This window comes from Streptomyces sp. NPDC005799 (assembly GCF_040630525.1).
GTDB classification, from domain to species: domain Bacteria; phylum Actinomycetota; class Actinomycetes; order Streptomycetales; family Streptomycetaceae; genus Streptomyces; species Streptomyces griseorubiginosus_B.
On the sequence record NZ_JBEXXQ010000006.1, the window covers coordinates 227,637 to 245,296 of the forward strand.

19 protein-coding genes are annotated in these 17,660 nt (G+C 70.9%); 4 read left to right on the forward strand and 15 right to left on the reverse strand.

Annotated features, from left to right (window positions below; genetic code table 11):
* Nucleotide 1: 1 nt before the first annotated feature.
* The 14 genes from ABZ453_RS08615 to ABZ453_RS08680 form a co-directional block, all read right to left on the reverse strand.
* On the reverse strand, nt 2–862 hold the full coding sequence (locus ABZ453_RS08615) for a carbohydrate ABC transporter permease (protein WP_359012936.1): 861 nt from the start codon (nt 860–862) through the stop codon (nt 2–4).
* A complete protein-coding gene (locus tag ABZ453_RS08620) occupies nt 859–1,815 on the reverse strand; it encodes a sugar ABC transporter permease (RefSeq protein ID WP_359012938.1) in 957 nt (318 codons plus the stop codon). Before ABZ453_RS08620 ends, ABZ453_RS08615 begins: the two co-directional genes overlap by 4 nt.
* A 5-nt stretch (nt 1,816–1,820) precedes the next feature.
* Nucleotides 1,821–3,173: an extracellular solute-binding protein gene (locus tag ABZ453_RS08625; protein WP_359012940.1), complete on the reverse strand. Its 1,353-nt coding sequence runs from the start codon at nt 3,171–3,173 to the stop codon at nt 1,821–1,823.
* A 110-nt stretch (nt 3,174–3,283) separates the two neighbouring features.
* Nucleotides 3,284–4,279: a LacI family DNA-binding transcriptional regulator gene (locus tag ABZ453_RS08630; RefSeq protein ID WP_359012942.1), complete on the reverse strand. Its 996-nt coding sequence runs from the start codon at nt 4,277–4,279 to the stop codon at nt 3,284–3,286.
* Nucleotides 4,280–4,346: 67 nt separating this feature from the next.
* Nucleotides 4,347–5,021, reverse strand: coding sequence for a GntR family transcriptional regulator (locus ABZ453_RS08635; RefSeq protein WP_359012944.1), 675 nt, complete (start codon nt 5,019–5,021; stop codon nt 4,347–4,349).
* Nucleotides 5,022–5,063: 42 nt separating this feature from the next.
* Nucleotides 5,064–6,062, reverse strand: a complete 999-nt coding sequence (locus tag ABZ453_RS08640) for a proline racemase family protein (RefSeq protein WP_359012946.1) — start codon at nt 6,060–6,062, stop codon at nt 5,064–5,066.
* Between the two features lie 10 nt (nt 6,063–6,072).
* Nucleotides 6,073–6,963, reverse strand: a complete 891-nt coding sequence (locus ABZ453_RS08645; protein ID WP_359012948.1) for a dihydrodipicolinate synthase family protein — start codon at nt 6,961–6,963, stop codon at nt 6,073–6,075.
* A complete protein-coding gene (locus tag ABZ453_RS08650) occupies nt 6,960–8,360 on the reverse strand; it encodes an FAD-dependent oxidoreductase (RefSeq protein WP_359012950.1) in 1,401 nt (466 codons plus the stop codon). The genes ABZ453_RS08645 and ABZ453_RS08650 overlap by 4 nt, the downstream gene beginning before the upstream one ends.
* On the reverse strand, nt 8,353–8,655 hold the full coding sequence (locus tag ABZ453_RS08655; protein ID WP_359012952.1) for a (2Fe-2S)-binding protein: 303 nt from the start codon (nt 8,653–8,655) through the stop codon (nt 8,353–8,355). The genes ABZ453_RS08650 and ABZ453_RS08655 overlap by 8 nt, the downstream gene beginning before the upstream one ends.
* A complete protein-coding gene (locus ABZ453_RS08660; protein WP_359012954.1) occupies nt 8,652–9,803 on the reverse strand; it encodes an FAD-binding oxidoreductase in 1,152 nt (383 codons plus the stop codon). Before ABZ453_RS08660 ends, ABZ453_RS08655 begins: the two co-directional genes overlap by 4 nt.
* A gap of 49 nt (nt 9,804–9,852) precedes the next feature.
* Nucleotides 9,853–10,668, reverse strand: a complete 816-nt coding sequence (locus ABZ453_RS08665) for an ABC transporter permease (RefSeq protein ID WP_359012956.1) — start codon at nt 10,666–10,668, stop codon at nt 9,853–9,855.
* 11 nt (nt 10,669–10,679) lie between these two features.
* Nucleotides 10,680–11,543 (reverse strand): ABC transporter permease, encoded by an 864-nt coding sequence (locus ABZ453_RS08670; RefSeq protein WP_359012958.1) that lies wholly within the window; start codon nt 11,541–11,543, stop codon nt 10,680–10,682.
* Nucleotides 11,544–11,546: 3 nt separating this feature from the next.
* A complete protein-coding gene (locus tag ABZ453_RS08675) occupies nt 11,547–12,740 on the reverse strand; it encodes an ABC transporter substrate-binding protein (protein WP_359012960.1) in 1,194 nt (397 codons plus the stop codon).
* Between the two features lie 21 nt (nt 12,741–12,761).
* Nucleotides 12,762–13,793, reverse strand: a complete 1,032-nt coding sequence (locus tag ABZ453_RS08680; RefSeq protein WP_359012962.1) for an ABC transporter ATP-binding protein — start codon at nt 13,791–13,793, stop codon at nt 12,762–12,764.
* 113 nt (nt 13,794–13,906) lie between these two features.
* Here ABZ453_RS08680 and ABZ453_RS08685 point away from each other — a divergent pair, with 113 nt between their 5' ends.
* Both ABZ453_RS08685 and ABZ453_RS08690 read left to right on the forward strand, forming a co-directional pair.
* Nucleotides 13,907–14,647, forward strand: a complete 741-nt coding sequence (locus ABZ453_RS08685; protein ID WP_359012964.1) for a GntR family transcriptional regulator — start codon at nt 13,907–13,909, stop codon at nt 14,645–14,647.
* Between the two features lie 38 nt (nt 14,648–14,685).
* A complete protein-coding gene (locus ABZ453_RS08690) occupies nt 14,686–15,447 on the forward strand; it encodes a cache domain-containing protein (protein WP_359012966.1) in 762 nt (253 codons plus the stop codon).
* A 67-nt stretch (nt 15,448–15,514) separates the two neighbouring features.
* Here ABZ453_RS08690 and ABZ453_RS08695 read toward each other — a convergent pair whose 3' ends face one another.
* Nucleotides 15,515–16,177: a hypothetical protein gene (locus tag ABZ453_RS08695; RefSeq protein ID WP_165954742.1), complete on the reverse strand. Its 663-nt coding sequence runs from the start codon at nt 16,175–16,177 to the stop codon at nt 15,515–15,517.
* Between the two features lie 223 nt (nt 16,178–16,400).
* On the opposite strand from ABZ453_RS08695, the gene ABZ453_RS08700 reads away from it, so the two are divergent.
* On the forward strand, nt 16,401–17,054 hold the full coding sequence (locus ABZ453_RS08700; protein ID WP_359012969.1) for a helix-turn-helix transcriptional regulator: 654 nt from the start codon (nt 16,401–16,403) through the stop codon (nt 17,052–17,054).
* A gap of 32 nt (nt 17,055–17,086) precedes the next feature.
* On the forward strand, nt 17,087–17,617 hold the full coding sequence (locus ABZ453_RS08705) for a toxin-antitoxin system, toxin component (RefSeq protein WP_359013001.1): 531 nt from the start codon (nt 17,087–17,089) through the stop codon (nt 17,615–17,617).
* Nucleotides 17,618–17,660 lie beyond the last annotated feature (43 nt).

Below are 17,660 nucleotides of genomic sequence, written 5' to 3' on the forward strand. Positions count from 1 at the left end.
GTCAGCCCTTGGTGCCGCCCGCGCTGATCCCGGCGATGATGTGCCGCTGGAAGACCAGGAAGAGCGCGACCATCGGGATGCTGGCGATGACCATCGCGGCGATGAGCACGGTGAGCTGGATGTTCTGCGACAGCTGGACGAGGGCCACACTGATGGGCTGCTTGTCGGTGTCGGAGAAGACCATCAGCGGCCAGAGGAAGTCCTGCCAGACGGCGACGAGGGCGAAGATCGAGACCACCCCCAGCACCGGCCGCGACATGGGCAGCACGATCGACCAGAGCGTGCGCAGTTTTCCGGCGCCGTCCATCTCGGCGGCCTCCAGCACATCGCGGGGAAGCTGGTCGAAGAACCGCTTGAGCAGATAGAGGTTGAAGGCGTTGGCGACGGCCGGCAGCCAGATGGCGAGGGGTTTGTTGAGCAGTCCCAGGTCCGCCACGGTGAGGTACTTCGGTACGACCAGGGCCTGCGCCGGGACCATGAGGGTGGCGAGGATGCCGCCGAGGATCAGCCTGCCGAAGGCGGGCCGGAGCCGGGAGAGGGCGTAGGCGGCCGCGGTGCAGAACACCAGCTGGCAGGCCCAGGCGCCCGCCGCCTGGACGACCGTGTTCCACAGGTGCCGCGGGAGCTGCATCAGGTCCCAGGCGTCGGTGTAGCCGCCGAGGTGCCAGTGGTCGGGAACCAGGGTCGGTGGGGTCCGCGCGATCTCGTCCGGCGACTTCATCGCGCCCGTCACCATCCAGTAGACGGGGAAGAGGAAGGCGAGGGCGAAGAGCAGGACGACGGCGGTGAAGACCGTCCAGTAGAGGGCCTTGCCGCGGGGGCGGGCCAGGGTCGCCGGGGAGATCAGGGTCCGGGTGCTCACGCGTCCTCCTCCCCGGAGCGGGTCAGGCGCAGATAGACGGCGGAGAAGGCGCCGAGCAGCGCCACAAGCATGACGCTGAGGGCGCAGGCACCGCCGAAGTCGTTGTAGAGGAAGGCGTACTTGTAGATCAGGTAGAGCACGGTGACGGTGGCGTTCTCGGGGCCGCCACCCGTGATCACGAACGGCTCGGTGAAGACCTGCATGGTGGCGATGATCTGAAGGAGCATCAGCATCAGGATCACGAAGCGTGTCTGAGGGATCGTCACGTGCCGTACGCGCTGCAGCAGGTTGGCTCCGTCCAGCTCGGCCGCCTCGTACAGCTCGCCGGGGATGGACTGCAGGGCGGCGAGGTAGATCAGGACCGTGCCGCCCATGTTGGCCCAGGTGGCGACGAGGACCAGGGAGACCAGCGCGGTGTCGGCCCCGTTGGACCAGTTCGAGGTGGGCAGGTGCAGCAAGCGCAGCGCCTCGTTGGCGAGGCCCGCCCCGGGGTCGTAGAACCACTTCCACAGCAGGGCGCTGACCACGGGCGGGATCATCACCGGCAGATAGACCACGATCCTGAAGAAGGCCCTCGCGTGCCGGAGTTCGTTGAGGACGAGTGCCATCACGAAGGGGATCGCGAAGCCGATCAGCAGGGCGAGGAGCGTGAAGGTCAGGGTGTTGCGCCAGGCCGCGGAGAACTCGGGGTCGTGCCAGACGCGGGTGAAGTTGGCGGTGCCGACCCACTGCGGCGAGGAGCCCGGCGTGTATTTCTGGAAGGCGATCACGACGGCACGGATCGCCGGGTACCAGGAGAACAGGGCGAAGCAGATCAAGCCGCCGAGGAGGAAGGCGTAGGCGCGGGCCTGGTCGGCGAGGCGGCGCCGTCCCCGGTCCCCTGCCGGGGACGGCGCCGGGACCGTGGGGGCGGCGGCCGTCCTGGTCCGCTGCCGCTCGGCCGTCTTCGTCATGGCCGTCAGCCCCGGGCCAGGATGCCGTCGATCTTGCCGGAGGAGTCCTTGAGGAGCTGGTCGATGTCCACGTCCTTCTTGGTGAGGACGGCGGAGACGGCGGAGTCGAGGACGGAGTAGATCTGCTGGGCGTCCGGCGGCTCGATCTTCAGCTGAAGGCTGTGGTTGCCGTCGAGGAAGGACTGGTAGTTCGCCACCGGGACATTGGCGTTGGCCTTCTTGACCTGCTGGTCCTTGGCGTCGGCGGCGCCGGTGAACAGGCGCGGCTCGGGCAGTCCGACCGGGGCGTTCGCCTTCTTGGCGCGGGCGTAGTCGCCGAGGAAGCCGGTGCCCGGGGTGAGGAACATGTGGTCGAGCCACTTCAGGCCTGCGCGGATCTGGGCGGGCGTGTCGTGCTTGTTGAACATGTAGCCGTCGCCGCCGATGAGCGTGCCCTTGCCGCCGGGCATCGGACCGAGCGCGAGGTCCTTGTAGTTGCCGCCCTTCTCCTTGACGAGGATCGGGATGTTGTCCGGGGCGGAGAGGTACATGCCGAGCTTGCCCGAACCCATCATCTGCTGCACGTCGTTGATGACCAGGAGCTGCTTGGTGCCCATCGAGTCGTCGGTCCAGCGCATGTCGTGCAGGTTCTGCAGGACGGCGTGTCCCTCGGGAGTGTCGATGGTGGCCTTCTTGCCGTCGGCGCTGACGACATCGCCGCCCTGGGAGTAGAGCTCGGCGGTGAAGTGCCAGCCGCCCTGGTTCTGGGCGCTGTAGTCGGCGTATCCGACGGTGCCGTCGCCGAGGGCCGCGATCTTCTTGGCGTCGGCGCGGACCTCGTCCCAGGTCGCGGGCGGCCGGTCGGGGTCCAGGCCGGCCTTCTGGAAGAGCTTCCGGTTGTAGATCAGGCCCATCGAGTAGCCGGTGCGGGGGACGCCGTAGATCTTGCCGTCGACGGTGTAGATGTCGCGCAGCTGCTTCTGGATGGCGTCGTAGCTCTTCAACTCCTTGATGTACGGCGTGAGATCGGCCGCCTGACGGATGTCGACGACGTGCCTGGCGTCGGTGAAGTAGGTGTAGAAGACGTCCTCCATCTGCCCGCCGGCGAGTTTGGCGTCGAAGGTCTTGGGATCCTGGCAGGGGAACGCGTCGTGCGCGACGACGTCGATGTCCGGGTGCTGTTTCTCGAAGGACGCGACGTCCTGCTCGAAGAAGCCACGGTCGACCTTGGCGCTCCTGGGCGGCTCGCAGTTGACGGTGATGCGGGTCTTCCCGCTCGCCGTGCCGTCGTCACCGGACCCGCAGGCGGTGGCGGCGAGGGCGAGGCAGGAACAGACGCTGAGCGCGACGCACGTACGGCGGAACCCGGTGCTTGTCATCGGTGGACCCCTCGTGGCAGGAGCGGTGGGCGCCGCACACTCAAGCACCGTCGACTTCCCTCCGCAAGATGTCGCGCAGAATCCGTAATTATTCGACAGCTGATGGGATCTCAGGGACGAGGAGCTTGCGCGGTCGAGCCGCGCACCACCAACTCCGGCTCGAACAACAGCTCTTCGGCGGGCACGCAACTGCCGCCGACCTGCGCGTTCAGCAGCTCCACAGCAGCGCGCCCCATGGCCTCGATGGGCTGACGGACGGTGGTCAGGGGCGGCTCGGTGCAGTTCATCAGCGCGGAGTCGTCGTAACCGACGACGGAGATGCGGCCCGGCACGTCCAGGCCCTTGCGGCGGGCGGCCCGGATGACGCCGAGGGCGAGCGGGTCGCTGGCGCAGATGAAGCCGGTGACACCGCGGTCGATCAGCCGGGAGGCGGCCGCGTGACCGCCCTCGATGGAGAACATGGCCCGTGCGACATGCTCCTCGGGGAGGTCGCCGAGGGCCTGGGCGGCGGCCAGTTTGCGGGCCGACGGCACATGGTCGGCGGGCCCAAGAACCAGCCCGATCCGCTCGTGCCCGAGCGAGGCGAGATGCCGCCAGGCCTGTTCCACGGCCACGGCGTCGTCGCAGGAGACACCCGGGAAGCCGAGGTCGTCGATGGACGCGTTGACCAGCACCACCGGGATGTTGCGCTCGGCGAGCCGGCGGTAGTGGTCGTGCGGGGCGTCGGCCTGCGCGTACAGGCCGCCGGCGAAGACGACGCCGGAGACCTGCTGTTGCAGCAGCAGGTCCACGTAGTCGGCCTCGGAGACACCGCCCTTGGTCTGGGTGCACAGCACCGGCGTCAGGCCCAGCTGGGCGAGCGCCCCGCCGATCACCTCGGCGAAGGCCGGGAAGATGGGGTTCTGCAGCTCGGGCAGGACGAGACCGACGAGCCGGGCGCGCTCACCCCGCAGCTGGGTGGGCCGCTCATAGCCGAGGACGTCCAGGGCGCTGAGCACCGCCTGCCGGGTGGCCTCGGAGACACCCGGTTTGCCGTTGAGCACCCGGCTGACCGTGGCCTCGCTGACCCCGACCTTCTTCGCCACCTCAGCAAGTCGTCGCGTCATGAACGCAAGAATAGCGCAAGGAACGCAAACGGCTTGCGTAACCGTGCCGGCTGTCGGTGACAGCGGTTCAGTGGGCGGCCCACAGGCCCCGGACGTGTCCGAGGTGGCGGGTCATCACCTCGCGGGTGCGCTCGGGGTCCCGGGCGAGCAGGGCGTCGAGGAGTTCGAGGTGCTCCTGCGCGGAGGCCTCCAGCCGTCCCGCCTCGACGAGAGCCGTCAGCCCGTACAGGCGCGAACGCTGCCGCAAGTCCCGTACGACTTCGACGAGATGGTCGTTGCCGGCCAGCGCCAGCAGTCCCAGATGGAACCGCAGGTCGGCCTCGACGTAGGCGATGAGGTCGCCCTTGGTGGCGGAGGTGACGATCTCCATCGCCTCGGGGCGGAGTGCCTCGACGTCGGCCGGCTCGGCGGTGGTCGCCAGGCCGACCGTCACCGGGATCTCGATCAGGGACCGGACGTGGGTGTACTCGTCGAGCTGCTTGTCGGAGACCTCGGTGACCCGGAAGCCCTTGTTGGGGACGATCTCGACCATGCCCTCCTTCACCAGCTCCAGCATCGCCTCGCGCACCGGGGTCGCGGAGACCCCGAGACGCGGGGCGAGGGCCGGCGCCGAGTACACCTGGCCGGGACGGAGTTCACCCGAGATCAGGGCGGCGCGCAGCACGTCCACGACCTTCTCCCGGAAGTTGGGCTTCCTGCCGCCGAGCGACGGCAGGGCGGGGCGGCGGCGCTGCGGGGCCATGGTGATCGTCCTCCTCGGGTCACCGGACATTATGGGGCTCGCCTACAGCACGAATCCCGCGGGGAAGGGGTCTTCCGGGTCCAGCAGGTACTGGGCGGTTCCGGTGATCCAGGCGCGGCCGGTGAAGCTGGGCAGGACGGCCGGACGGCCGGCCACCTCGGTGGTGCCCAGCAGCCGGCCGGTGAAGCGGGTGCCGATGAACGACTCGTTGACGAACTCGGTGTGCAGGGGCAGTTCGCCGCGCGCGTGCAGCTGCGCCATGCGTGCGCTGGTGCCGGTGCCGCAGGGCGAGCGGTCGAACCAGCCGGGGTGGATGACCATCGCGTGCCGCGAGTGACGGGCGTCGGAGCCCGGGGCGTAGAGGTGGACATGGTGGCAGCCCCGGATGGAGGGGTCCTCGGGGTGGACGGGTTCGTCGGCGGCGTTGATGGCGTCCATGAGTTCCAGGCCGGCGGCGAGGATGGCGTCCTTGTGGGCGCGGTCGAAGGGGAGGCCGAGCTGGTCGATGGGGAGGATGGCGTAGAAGTTCCCGCCGTATGCCATGTCATATGTCACTGACCCATCAGACAACTCCACCTTCCGGTCCAGCCCCACCGCGAACGACGGCACGTTCCGCAGCGTCACCGCCTTCGCGCCACCTCCCTCCACCGCCACCTCGGCGATCACCAGCCCCGCCGGGGTGTCGAGGCGGATCGTGGTCACCGGCTCGACGACCTCGACCATGCCGGTCTCCACCAAAACCGTCGCCACTCCGATCGTGCCGTGTCCGCACATCGGCAGATAGCCGGAGACCTCGATGTAGACCACGCCCCAGTCGCAGTCCGGCCGGGTCGGCGGCTGGAGGATCGCGCCGCTCATCGCGGAGTGGCCGCGCGGCTCGTTCATCAGCAACTGCTTGATCTCGTCGCGGTGTTCGCGGAAGTACAGCCGCCGCTCGTTCATGGTGGCGCCGGGGATGGTGCCGATCCCGCCGGTGATCACGCGGGTGGGCATGCCCTCGGTGTGGGAGTCGACGGCGTGCAGGACGAGTTTGCTGCGCATGACGTCTCCCCTACGCCAGGCCTGCGGCGACGGCCTGTTCGGTGGCGGCCCGGACCTCGGTCTCCTGCTCGGGCAGCAGCGGCATGCGTGGCGGCCGCACCGGGCCGCCGTACCGGCCGACGATGTCCATGGACACCTTGATGGCCTGCACGAACTCGACCCGGGAGTCCCAGCGCAGCAGCGGGTGCAGCTGCTCGTAGAGCTTCTTGGCGGTGGCCAGGTCGCCGTCGACGGCCGCCCGGTACAGCTGGGTGCTCGCCGCGGGCAGCGCGTTGGGATAGCCCGCCACCCAGCCCTTGGCACCGGCGATCGCGAGCTCCAGCAGGACGTCGTCGGCGCCGATCAACAGGTCGAGTTCCGGAGCGAGTTCGGCCAGCCGCCAGGCCCGGCGGACGTCGCCGGAGAACTCCTTGACGGCCTGGACGTACCCCTCGCCGTGCAGCTTCGCGAGCAGCTCCGGGACGAGGTCGACCTTGGTGTCGATCGGGTTGTTGTACGCCACGATCGGCACGCCCGCCTTCGCGACCTCAGCGTAATGGGCGAGCACCGACCGCTCGTCGGCGCGGTAGGCGTTGGGCGGCAGCAGCATCACGCAGGCGCAGCCCGCGTCACGGGCCTGCTCGGCCCAGCGCCGCGACTCCGTCGAGCCGTAGGCGGCCACGCCGGGCATCACGCGTGCGCCGCCGATCGCGGCCACGGCGGTCTCCACGACCTTGGCGCGCTCCTCGGGCGTGAGCACCTGGTATTCGCCGAGCGAGCCGTTGGGGACGACACCGTCGCAACCGTTCTCTACGAGCCACGCGCAGTGTTCGGCGTACTTGTCGTAATCGACGGACAGGTCGTCGGTGAGCGGGAGCGCCGTGGCGACGAGGACGCCGCGCCAGGGGCGGTGGTCGGTCATGAGGGCCCTTCCTCGATGGGGTGGTCGGATTCGTCGGCCAGGACGCCGAGCGGCACGGGCCGGGCGAACGGCCTTCTGGACGGGGTGGGTTCGCAGCCCGCGAGCCCGGCGACCGCGGGTGTGCACATCCGGCCCTGGCACCAGCCCATGCCGGCCCGGGTCAGCAGTTTCACGGTGCGCGGATCGCCCGCGCCCAGATCGCCGACGGCCTCGCGGACGGCGCCGGCGGTCACCTCCTCGCAGCGGCAGACCACGGTGTCGTCGGTGACCTGGTCCGTCCAGTGCGCGGGCGGCCGGTACACGTCGTCCAGCACCGCAGCGAACTGCCGCAGTTTCCTGCGGGACTTGAGGGCTGCGAGGTCCGGGGCGAGCTCGGTGCCGGTCAGGCGTGCGGCGGCCGAGGCGCCCGCGATGTGTCCCTCGACGAGCGCGAGGGCGGACCCGCCGACGCCGGTGGCCTCCCCCGCCGCCCAGACGCCGTGAACGTCGGTGCGTTGCTCGTCGTCGACGTGGACGCTGTTGCCGTCGAGACGGCACCCGAGGCTCTCCGCGAGGTCGGTGTGCGGGAGCAGGCCGTGGCTGACGGCGAGGGTGTCGCAGGCGATGCGGCGTGCGGTGCCGGGTCGGACACGCCCCGTCGCGTCGAGGGCGGCGACGGTGACGCCCTCCACCCGGTCGGTGCCGTGCGCCTCGACCACGGCATGCCGGAAGAGCGGGCGTACCCGGCGCCGGAGCAACTGCCCCGCGTACAGGGCGCCTTCGGCGAGCTTGCCGGGCTGGGTCGCCAGCGCACGGGACCGTCGTACGAGCGCCCGGGGGCCGGCGGACTCCACGAGTGCCACCACCTCCGTCCCGGCGTCGGCGAGTCCGGTGGCGACCGGCAGAAGGAGGGGTCCGGTCCCGGCGACCACGGCGACCCGGCCCGGAACGGCCAGTGTGCTCTTCAGCATGGCCTGCGCGCCGCCCGCGGTGACGACGCCGGGAAGGGTCCAGCCGGGGAAGGGCAGCACCTGCTCGTACCCGCCGGTGGCGAGGAGCACGGCGTCGGCGCGGACGGTGACGGGGTCCTCCTGCTCGGGGCCGAGCAGCGCGTGCACGGCGAAACCCTCGGTCAGCCGCTCGACGAACCAGACGTGATGGTCCGTCAAGTGTCTTACGGAGCCGGTCCCGACGTGGCCCCGCAGTCCGTCCCGCAGTCCCTCCCAGGTGCGCCACTGGTGGTGCAGGGCCTGGGGGCGGCGGGCGCGCAGTTCGCGGGCCGGCTGGCGGTAGAACTGGCCGCCCGCCTCCGCGGCCGAGTCGATCAGCGTGACTCGGACTCCGTGCGCGGCGGCCAGGGTCGCGGCGAGGCCCGCGGGGCCCGCGCCGATCACCGCGAGGTGCGGTCGGTCAGTCATCGTGGCCGGTCCCCTCCTGGGTACGGATCACGTCGCCCGGAGCCACCGGCACCAGACAAGCCCGTTGGTTGGGGCGGTCGTTGACGGTCACCAGGCAGTCGAAGCAGACGCCGATCCCGCAGAAGACACCGCGTGGGCGGCCGTCGCCGCGGGTGGCGCGCCAGGCGGTGATGCCCGCCGTCCACAGCGCGGCGGCGACGGTCTGGCCGGGCAGGGCCTCGATCTCCCGGCCGTCGAGGGAGACCGTGAAGGGCGGCCCCGGGCGGGCGTCGGCCAGGTCGAGCGGTGAGCTCACAGGGCCTCCTCGGCGAAGCGGTCGGGCCGGAACGGCGCGAGGTCCAGGTCGGGGGTCTTCGCGGTCAGGACCTGCGCGATCAGATGTCCGGTGCCGGTGGACAGGCCGATGCCGGCGCCCTCGTGACCGCAGGCGTGGAAGAGGCCGGGGACGCGCGGGTCGGGGCCGATGGCGGGCAGATGGTCGGGCATGTACGGGCGGAACCCGGTGTAGGCGCGCAGGGCCCGGACGTCGGCGAGGAAGGGGAACAGCCGGGTCGCGCCCGCGGCGAGGGAGCGCAGGGCGGGGAGGGAGAACGACCGGTCGAAGCCGACGCGTTCGCGGCTCGCGCCGATCAGGATGGGTCCCGCCGCCGTTCCCTCCACGACCGGCGAGGTCTGCAGCGCGGCCGAGTCGCTGGCCACGTCGGCCACGTAGTCGGCGGCGTACACCTTGTGCCGGATCCTGCGCGGAAGGGGCTCGGTGACGAGGACGAAGCCGCGGCGCGGGAGGACGGGCAGGGTGGTGCCGGCCAGGGCGGCGATATCGGCTCCCCAGGTGCCGGCCGCGTTGACGAGGGAGGGGGCGTGGATGTCACCCCGGTCGGTGCGGACGCCGAGGACCGTGCCGTCGGGGCGGCGCAGTACGTCCGTCACGGTCCGGCCGGTGTACAGGCGGGCGCCCGAGGCCCGTAGCAGATGGGCGGCGGCCAGGGCGGGCATGACCTGGCAGTCCTGGGGGTAGTGCACGGCGCCCGGCAGGCCCGGGGCGAGGTGGGGTTCGAGGACGTAGAGGTCGTCGCCCTCGACCGGCTCCGCGACGACCCCGGCCGCGCGCTGTCCGGCGGCGAAGCGCTCCAGGGCGGTGAGGCCGCCGGGGGACGTGGCCACCACGACGCCGCCCTTGGCCTCGTACTCGATCAACCGGCCCAGTTCCTGGGGGAGTTGGCCCCAGAGGCGGAGCGAGAGGAGGGCCAGGTCCAGCTCCGGGCCGGGCTCCTTGTCGGAGACGAGGAGGTTGCCCTCCCCCGCGCCGGTGGTGCCGCCGGCCACCGGACCACGGTCCACCACGACGACGTCCAGGCCCGCTCGGGCCGCGTACAGGGCGCATGCGGCGCCCGTCATGCCGGCGCCGACGACCACGACATCGCAGGTCAGTGGCTGGCTCACGCCAGTACTATGTCACATATCACTGGGCGGGGGGAATGGTGCGCGCCCCTCAGACCCGACTCCCCCCAGCCGTGTCCCCCGCCAGCCGCTGAGCCGCGTAGATGGGCACGACCGACACCAGCACCAGCACCGCCGCCACCACGTTCACCACCGGCGCCTGCTGCGGCCGGGTCATGTTCTCGAAGATCCAGATCGGCAGCGTCTCGATCCCCGGTCCCGCGGTGAAGGTGGTGACCACGATCTCGTCGAAGGAGAGCGCGAAGGCCAGCAGCCCACCGGCCAGCAGCGCCGACCGCACCAGGGGAAAGGTCACGTCGACGAAGGCACGGAAGGTGTCCGCCCCCAGATCCATCGCCACCTCCTCGTACGACCCGGAGGTGCGACGCAGCCGCGCGACCACGTTGTTGAAGACCACGACGATGCAGAAGGTGGCGTGCCCGACGATCACCGTGAACAGTCCGAGGCCCACCCCGAGGGGCGCGAGCACCGTGCTGAACGCCGAGTTGAGGGCGATGCCCGTGACGATGCCGGGCAGGGCGATCGGCAGGACGACCACGAAGGAGATGGTGTCGCGGCCGAAGAACCGGTGCCGGGCGACGGCGAAGGCGATCAGCGTGCCGAGGACCAGGGCGATCGCGCTCGCCCCGAGCCCGGCCTTCACCGAGACCCAAAGGGCCGAGCGCGCGCCGGAGTTGTGCCAGGCGACGGACCACCAGTGCGTGGTGAGACTGGGCGGCGGCCAGTCGGCGCTGCGGTCGGGGTTCAGGGAGTTGACGACCACGAGCAGCAACGGCACGTAGATCATGGCGAATCCGAGCCCGGCGGCGACGCGCAGCGCGATGCGCGCGGGAGGGGAGAGTTGCACGGCGGGCTCCTCTACAGGCTGCTCAACGCGCCTGTGCGGCGCATCGCCAGCAGGTACAGCACGATGACGACGACCGGGACCGTGCCGAGCGCGGCGGCCATGGGCAGGTTGAGTTCGATGTTGGAGTAGACGAGATTGCCGATCAGCTGGGTCTTGCCGCCGACGATCTGCACGGTGATGTAGTCGCCGAGACTCAGCGAGAAAGTGAAGATCGATCCGGCGGCGACGGAGGGCAGCACCATCGGCAGCACCACCGACCGGAACGTCCGCCAGCCGCGGGCGCCCAGGTCGGCCGAGGCGTCGAGAAGGCCCGCGGGCAGCTGCTCCAGCGCCGTGTGGATCGGCAGGATCATGTACGGCAGCCACAGGTACGTCAGGGTCAGTACGGCGGCGGGCAGGCCGAAGCCCGGGCCGCTGAGCCCGAACGGTCTGAGCATCCAGTCGGCGAGCCCGCCCTCGGACAGGATCAGCCGCCATGCGTACACCTTCACGAGGTAACTCGCCCACAGCGGCGTGAGGATGGCGACGACCAGCAGCGGACGCCACCTCGGCCGGGCCACCCGGGCGGTGTAGAAGGCGAGCGGGAAGGCGATCACCGCGCACAGGGCGGTCACGGCCAGGGCCACGCCGACGCTCCGCAGGATCACCTGCCGGTAGACGGGCGTGGTGAACAGCTCGTGGAAGTTGTCGGTCGACCAGACCTTCACCACCTCGGAGGTGAAGGAGTTCGTCGTCCAGAACGCGGAGACGAACAGCGCCGACAGGGAGCCGAGGTAGAGCACGGCCAGCCACAGCAGCGGGGCGGTCAGCAGGAGGGACAGCCTGAGGCGGGGGCGGCGGTGCAGCGCCCCCGCGGTCCGCGTCAGCAGGGCCATGCCTCAGCCCTTGATCTCGGTCCAGGCCTGGACCCACTTGGCGTACGGCACGCACGTGACGTCGGTGCGGCCGTCGAGGCACTGCTCGATGGGGGTGTTCCAGAAGGCGATGTTCTTCCAGTAGCCCTCGTCGGCGGCGTGGAAGGTGGTGCAGAAGTTCTTGTCGCCGGTGAGGTCGCAGGCCTTGGAGTTGGCGGGTGCCTCGCCGAAGTACTCGGCGACCTGGGCGTTGACCTTCGGGGAGACGATCCAGTTCATCCACTGGTAGGCGCAGTCGGGGTGCTTGGCCTTGGAGTAGATCATCCAGGTGTCGGACCAGCCGGTCGAACCCTCCTTGGGCACGAAGGCCTTGACCTTGGCGCCCTCGCCGGCGGCGAGGTTGGCGATGACCTGCCAGGTGGTGCCGACGACGGAGTCCCCGCTCTTGAAGGCGGAGATCTCCTTCAGGTAGTCGCTCCAGTACTCGCCGATGCTCGCGTTCTGCTTCTTCAGCAGGCTCACCGCGGCGTCGAACTGCTTCTGGTCGAGGGCGTAGGGGTCCTTGATCTTCAACTCCGGCCTGGTGGACCTGAGATACAGCGCGGCGTCGGCGATGTAGATCGGGGAGTCGTACGCGGTGACGTGACCCTTGTACTTGGCGGCGTCGTCGAAGACGGCGGCCCAGGAGGTCGGCGCGGGGGTGACCTTCTGGGTGTTGTACATCAGCAGGTTGGCGCCGCGGCCGTGCGGGATGCCGTACATCTGGCCCTTGACGGAGTTCCAGGCGCCGTTCTTCAGGCCGCTGAAGATGTCCTTGTAGTTCGGGACGAGCCCGGTGTTGACGGGGGCGGCGTCGCCGGAGGCGATCAGGCGCAGGGAGGCGTCGCCGGAGGCGGAGACGGCGTCGTACTCGCCGGTCTTCATCAGTTTGACCATCTCGTCGGAGCTGGCGGCGACCTTGGAGTTGACCTTGCACCCGGTCTGCTTCTCGAAGGGGGTCACCCAGTCGACCTTGGGGTCGTTGGAGCCGTTCTCGACGTAGCCGGCCCAGGCGATCAGGTTGACCTGCCCCTCGGACTTGCCGAGCTTCGACAGGGGTTTGAGGTCGGGGGGGTTGAGCCCGGTGGAGGACGAACCGCCGGATCCGGAGCCGCAGGCGGTGGCGGCGAGCAGCAGCGCGGTGGCGGCCGCGAGGTGGAGAGTTCGGGTGAGGCGCACGACGTTCTCCATGGGTCGGGGTCAGTCGGGGACGTGGACGGTGTGGCGGCGGTGCCAGCTCAGGCGCACCCGGGTGCCGCGGTAGGCGGCGACGTCCTCGGCGGAGGTCTCCAGGTTCTGCTGGAGGGCGGTGAGGCGGCCGCCGGCGTCGAGGTCGACGAGGAAGCGGGTGGCGTCCCCGAGGTAGACGACCTCGGCGACGGTGCCGACGGCGCTCGCGTGCTCGGGCTCGTCGGACTCGGCGGACTCCTTCAGGACGCGGATCTTCTCGGGGCGGACGCTGTAGACGCCGGGGGCGCCGACGACGCGCTGGGCGGACTCGCCCTCCAGCAGGTTGGAGGTGCCGACGAAGGAGGCGACGAAGGCGGTCGCGGGGCGCTCGTAGATCTCGGCGGGGGTGCCGACCTGTTCGACGCGGCCCTGGTTGAGGACGGCGATGCGGTCGCTCATCGTCAGGGCCTCCTCCTGGTCGTGGGTGACGAGCACGAAGGTGATCCCGACCTCGCTCTGCAGCGCCTTGAGTTCGACCTGCATCTGCTCGCGCAGTTTGAGGTCGAGGGCGCCCAGGGGTTCGTCGAGGAGCAGCACGCTGGGACGGCCGACGAGGGCGCGGGCGAGGGCGACGCGCTGGCGCTGGCCGCCGGAGAGCTGGGCGGGCCGCCGCTTGCCGAAGCCCTCCAGGCGGACCTCGCTGAGTGCCTTGCGGGCCCGTACCAGCCGCTCTGCCTTGGGGACCCCGCGGACCTTGAGGGAGTAGGCGACGTTCTGTTCGACGGTCATGTGCGGGAAGAGGGCGTAGTCCTGGAAGACGGTGTGCACGTCCCGTTCGAAGGGCGCGAGGCCGGTGACCTCCTGCCCGGCGAGTTCGATCCGTCCACCGGTGAGGCTCTCGAACCCGGCGATCATGCGCAGGACGGTGGTCTTGCCGGAGCCGGAGGGGCCGAGCAGGGAGAAGAACTCACCGTCCTGGATCTCCAGGTCGATCCCGGCCACGGCGGTCGTCTCCCCGAAGGACTTCCGCAGATCCTGCAGCCGGATCGCACTTCCCTCCATGCACGGGAACCTTTCTGGCGCACGCGTACGTTGTACGGAAAGATATGAAGTCATAGTTCAAAGCTCAAGGCCCCCTCAGGGTAAAGCTTGAGTCAATGCGCAAGGTGGTGGCCGTGAACCAGCAGCAGATGACGGGCGGTGCCCGCAGGGCCGTCTTCACCCCGGTGGACAACCGGGCGCGCGTGGACGCGGTCGTCCGCCGGATCGGTGACGCCATCGAGCTGGGCCTGCTCGCCGACGGGGAGCAGTTGCCCGGCGAGAGCGAACTGGCCGGGCAGCTCGGCGTGTCCACGGTGACCCTGCGGGAGGCGCTGATGGCCCTGCGCCAGCAGGGACTGCTCACCACCCGCAGGGGCCGCGGCGGCGGCTCCTTCGTCTCCCTGCCCGAGGTCCCCGGCGAGGAACGCCTCAAGGCGCGCCTGCGCGGCTGGGGCACCGAGGAGCTGCGCGACCTCGGCGACCACTGGGCCGCCCTGTCCGGTACGGCGGGCCGCCTCGCCGCCGAGCGCACGGAACCCGACGACCTTCTGCAACTACGGCGTACGGCCAAGGAGTTGGCGCAGGCCGAGGACGCGGCTGCGCGTGGCCGGGTGTACGGGCGCTTCCATGTGGAGCTGGCGGCTGCCGCCCAGTCGGCCCGGCTCACCCGTGAACAGGTGGCCCTGCAGACGGAGGTGGGGGCGCTGCTGTGTCTTGTGCTCGCGGACGACGAATATCGTGAAGAGGTGGCGGACCGTCACCGCTCCGTAATCTCGGCCGTGCAGGATGGGGCTCACCAAACGGCCAGGGAACTGGCCGAGCGGTGCGTGCAGGAGTCGACGGCACGGCTCATCGCCCTGCGTCTGACGCTCTAGCCGCGCACCGCGTCCGGTCCTGTCCGGGGGAGGGTGGCATGAGGCCGGCGACGGCAGCGCTCGGCACGGCGCCGGAGGAGTCGGTCGCGGTCGAGGTGGGATCCGCGCTGGAGAGCGTGTTCGACGCCGTGTCCGCCACCCGCGCCGAGACCACGGCCCTGCTCGCCCGGGTGGCCGCCGACAACCGCCGCCCCGCCACCGTGGACCTCGCCTCCCTGCGCCCGGGCCTGCACCTGCGGCTGGCCCGGAACGCGTTGGTGTCCGGGGTCGGCTTCGTCGCCGCGCCGGGCCTGCTGGGCGACGTACCGGCATGGCTGGAGTGGTGGCAGTCGGGCACGGAGGGCGACGTACGGCCGCTGCTGCTCGACCTCGACCCGGACCACTCGGCGTACGCCGACTACACGCACTGGGACTGGTTCGCCCTGCCCCGGGACACCGGCGAGCGGGCGGTGGCGGGACCCTATGTCGACTACCTCTGCTCCGACGAGTACAGCCTCACCCTGTCCGCGCCGGTGGAGACGGAGGGCCGATTCGCCGGTGTGGCCGCGGCCGACGTGTACCTGCGTCACTTCGAGGCCGCCGTGCTGCCGCTGCTGCGCCGGCTGCCGGGCCCGGCGCACCTGGTGAACGCGCGCGGACGGGTGGCGGCCTCCGCCGACCCCGCCCATCTGGCCGGCTCGCTCACCAAGGGGCCGGACTTCGCCGCCGTACTGGAGAGCGCGCGCCCGGCCCGGCACGACGGCATGCGCCTGCTCCCGTGCCGGGGCGTCCCGCTCGTGCTGGTCACCTCCCCGCGCTGACGCGGGCGGCCACCCACCCCCTCTCCGACCCGGCACCGTCGGCGACCTGAACGCCGGCGGGGCCCGGTCAGGTCTCGGTGTCCGGGACCACCCTCAGGTGCGCGGCCGTACGTCGTGCGGTGCGGGTCCGGGGGCGCTCGCGCCGGGCCTCCCGCAGGACGAACGTCATGCGCGTGTACCCCATCTCCCGCAGCGTCTCGGGCGTCTCGTCCACCACGCGGCAGTCGGTGGCGCCCCAGCGCGGATCGGGATGCAGCAGCGGCCGTACGGCGCCGTCGTTCGCGGCGGCCCGCTCCCCCATGACCCTCAGCCAGTGCGGCAGGCCCTGGCGGTAGGCGGCCTCCATGATCGGGTCCTGGGCGATCTCCCGGCGGATGGCCTGCAGCCCGTGGTCGTGGGTGTGGCACTCGACGGCGGCGGCGAAATGGGCGAGCATCGGCAGGCACCAGCTCGACTCGTGCTCACCGAGGACGCTCGCCGCGTCGGGATGGAAGAGCACGAACCGGAGGAGGTTGTCGCCCGGCATGGCCGTCGGGTGCGGGCCCACCTCACGGAAAAGTGACGCGAAAGCGTTGTTCGTCAGAACGACGTCCCAGCGGTGGTCGACGACGACGGAGGGGAAGGGAACGGCCTCCAGGAGGGTGGCGTAGTCCTGCAGATACGCCTGGGCCTCGGGACTCTCGGGGACGGGCCGCGGTGCCGGCCGCTGCCCTCCTGCCTGATACGCCATCGGGAGGTCACCCCTCTTGCCTCTGCGGCCTTCACGCGGCGCCTTGATCCTGCGGCCCCGGCAGGAGCCATGTCAACTATCGTGGCATTCCATGCCTGTTGACGGCTGAAATTGGCCACAGTTGTGGCGACACCTGGATGTGAGTTCGAACGACCCGGTAATCTCCGTCAAGTTCACGGCATCCGCTTGTGAGCAGCCTGTGCGAAACGTAGGAGATCTGTCGGTGACGGAAGGCTTCGAGGCTCCGGGCACCACGTCGGCGACCGCCGCGCTCCCGGCCGTCGTCGCACGCGTCGGCACGCTCGCCGACCGGCTCGGCGTACCGCACGCGGAGGTCTTCCACACCGGCCGTCTGTCCAGCGCCTCGGGCGTGCCCGAACCGGTCGTCCGGGCCCTCCTCGCGGGCCGCCCCGCGGGCGAACCCGATGTCCAGGCCCGCTTCCTGCAGCGGCTCGACCTGCTGCGCCGCACCCGGCTGAAACCCAACGGCCGCAAGTACACCCAGCAGGAGATCGCCGACGGCGCGGGCATGTCCCGGCAGCAGGCCGGCGCCCTGATCAACGGCGACCGCCGCCCCACGATGGAGCACTGCGACGCCCTGCAGCGCTTCTTCCGCGTGCACGCCGGCTTCCTCACGGCCGAGGACCCCGAGGCGCTCACGGTCGCCCTGCAGGGCACCGAGCAGGAGCTGCTGCAGCGGCTCGCGGAGCGGGAGGCGGCGTCGGCGGACGAGGACCCGCTGGAGAAGCTGCTGCAGGACCACGGTGTGCGCGGGATCGCCTGGCGGGCCGCCCAGCTGCCCACCGACCAGCACCGCGACAAGGTGGCGGAGTGGCTGGACATGCTCCTGGAGAGCGTCAAGCGGCCCGAGTCGTGAGCCGGGGGCAGCGCGTGGGCATCGGCAAGGACATGCGCCGCCTGTGCGGCGAACTGGTCACGGCACTCACCCTGCCCGTCCCCGCCTCCCCCACCGGCCTGCACACCGCCCTGTGCGAGGCGATGAGCCGGCGCCGCGGCCGCCCGGTCCACTTCCGTACGGCCGTCTTCCCGCCCGGCACGGCGAGCGGCCTGTGGCTGGACATGACGGACCGGGACCTGGTCGTCGTCGAGGAACGCACCGCCCCCGACCACCAGTTGGTGATCCTGGGCCACGAACTGTGGCACATGCAGGCCGGCCACGGTCGCCACCATGTCGACGGCGCAGGGGTCGCCGCCCGCCTCCTGGACGACGACATCGATCTGCGGGCCACCGTGCGCACGGTGGCCGCGCGCAGCCACTTCGACCAGGCCGACGAGCAGCAGGCCGAGAGCTTCGGCCTGCTGCTGGCGAGCAAGTGCCGCACCCTGCTCGCCGGTTCGGGTCACCGGGCGCCGGTGCAGCGCGACCACCTGGCGGGCCGCATCGAGGCCTCCCTCGGCTACCTGGGCCCGCAGGGCTAGGGCCGGTGGCGAAGGGCCCGCCTGCCCCGCGACGCCCGGCACG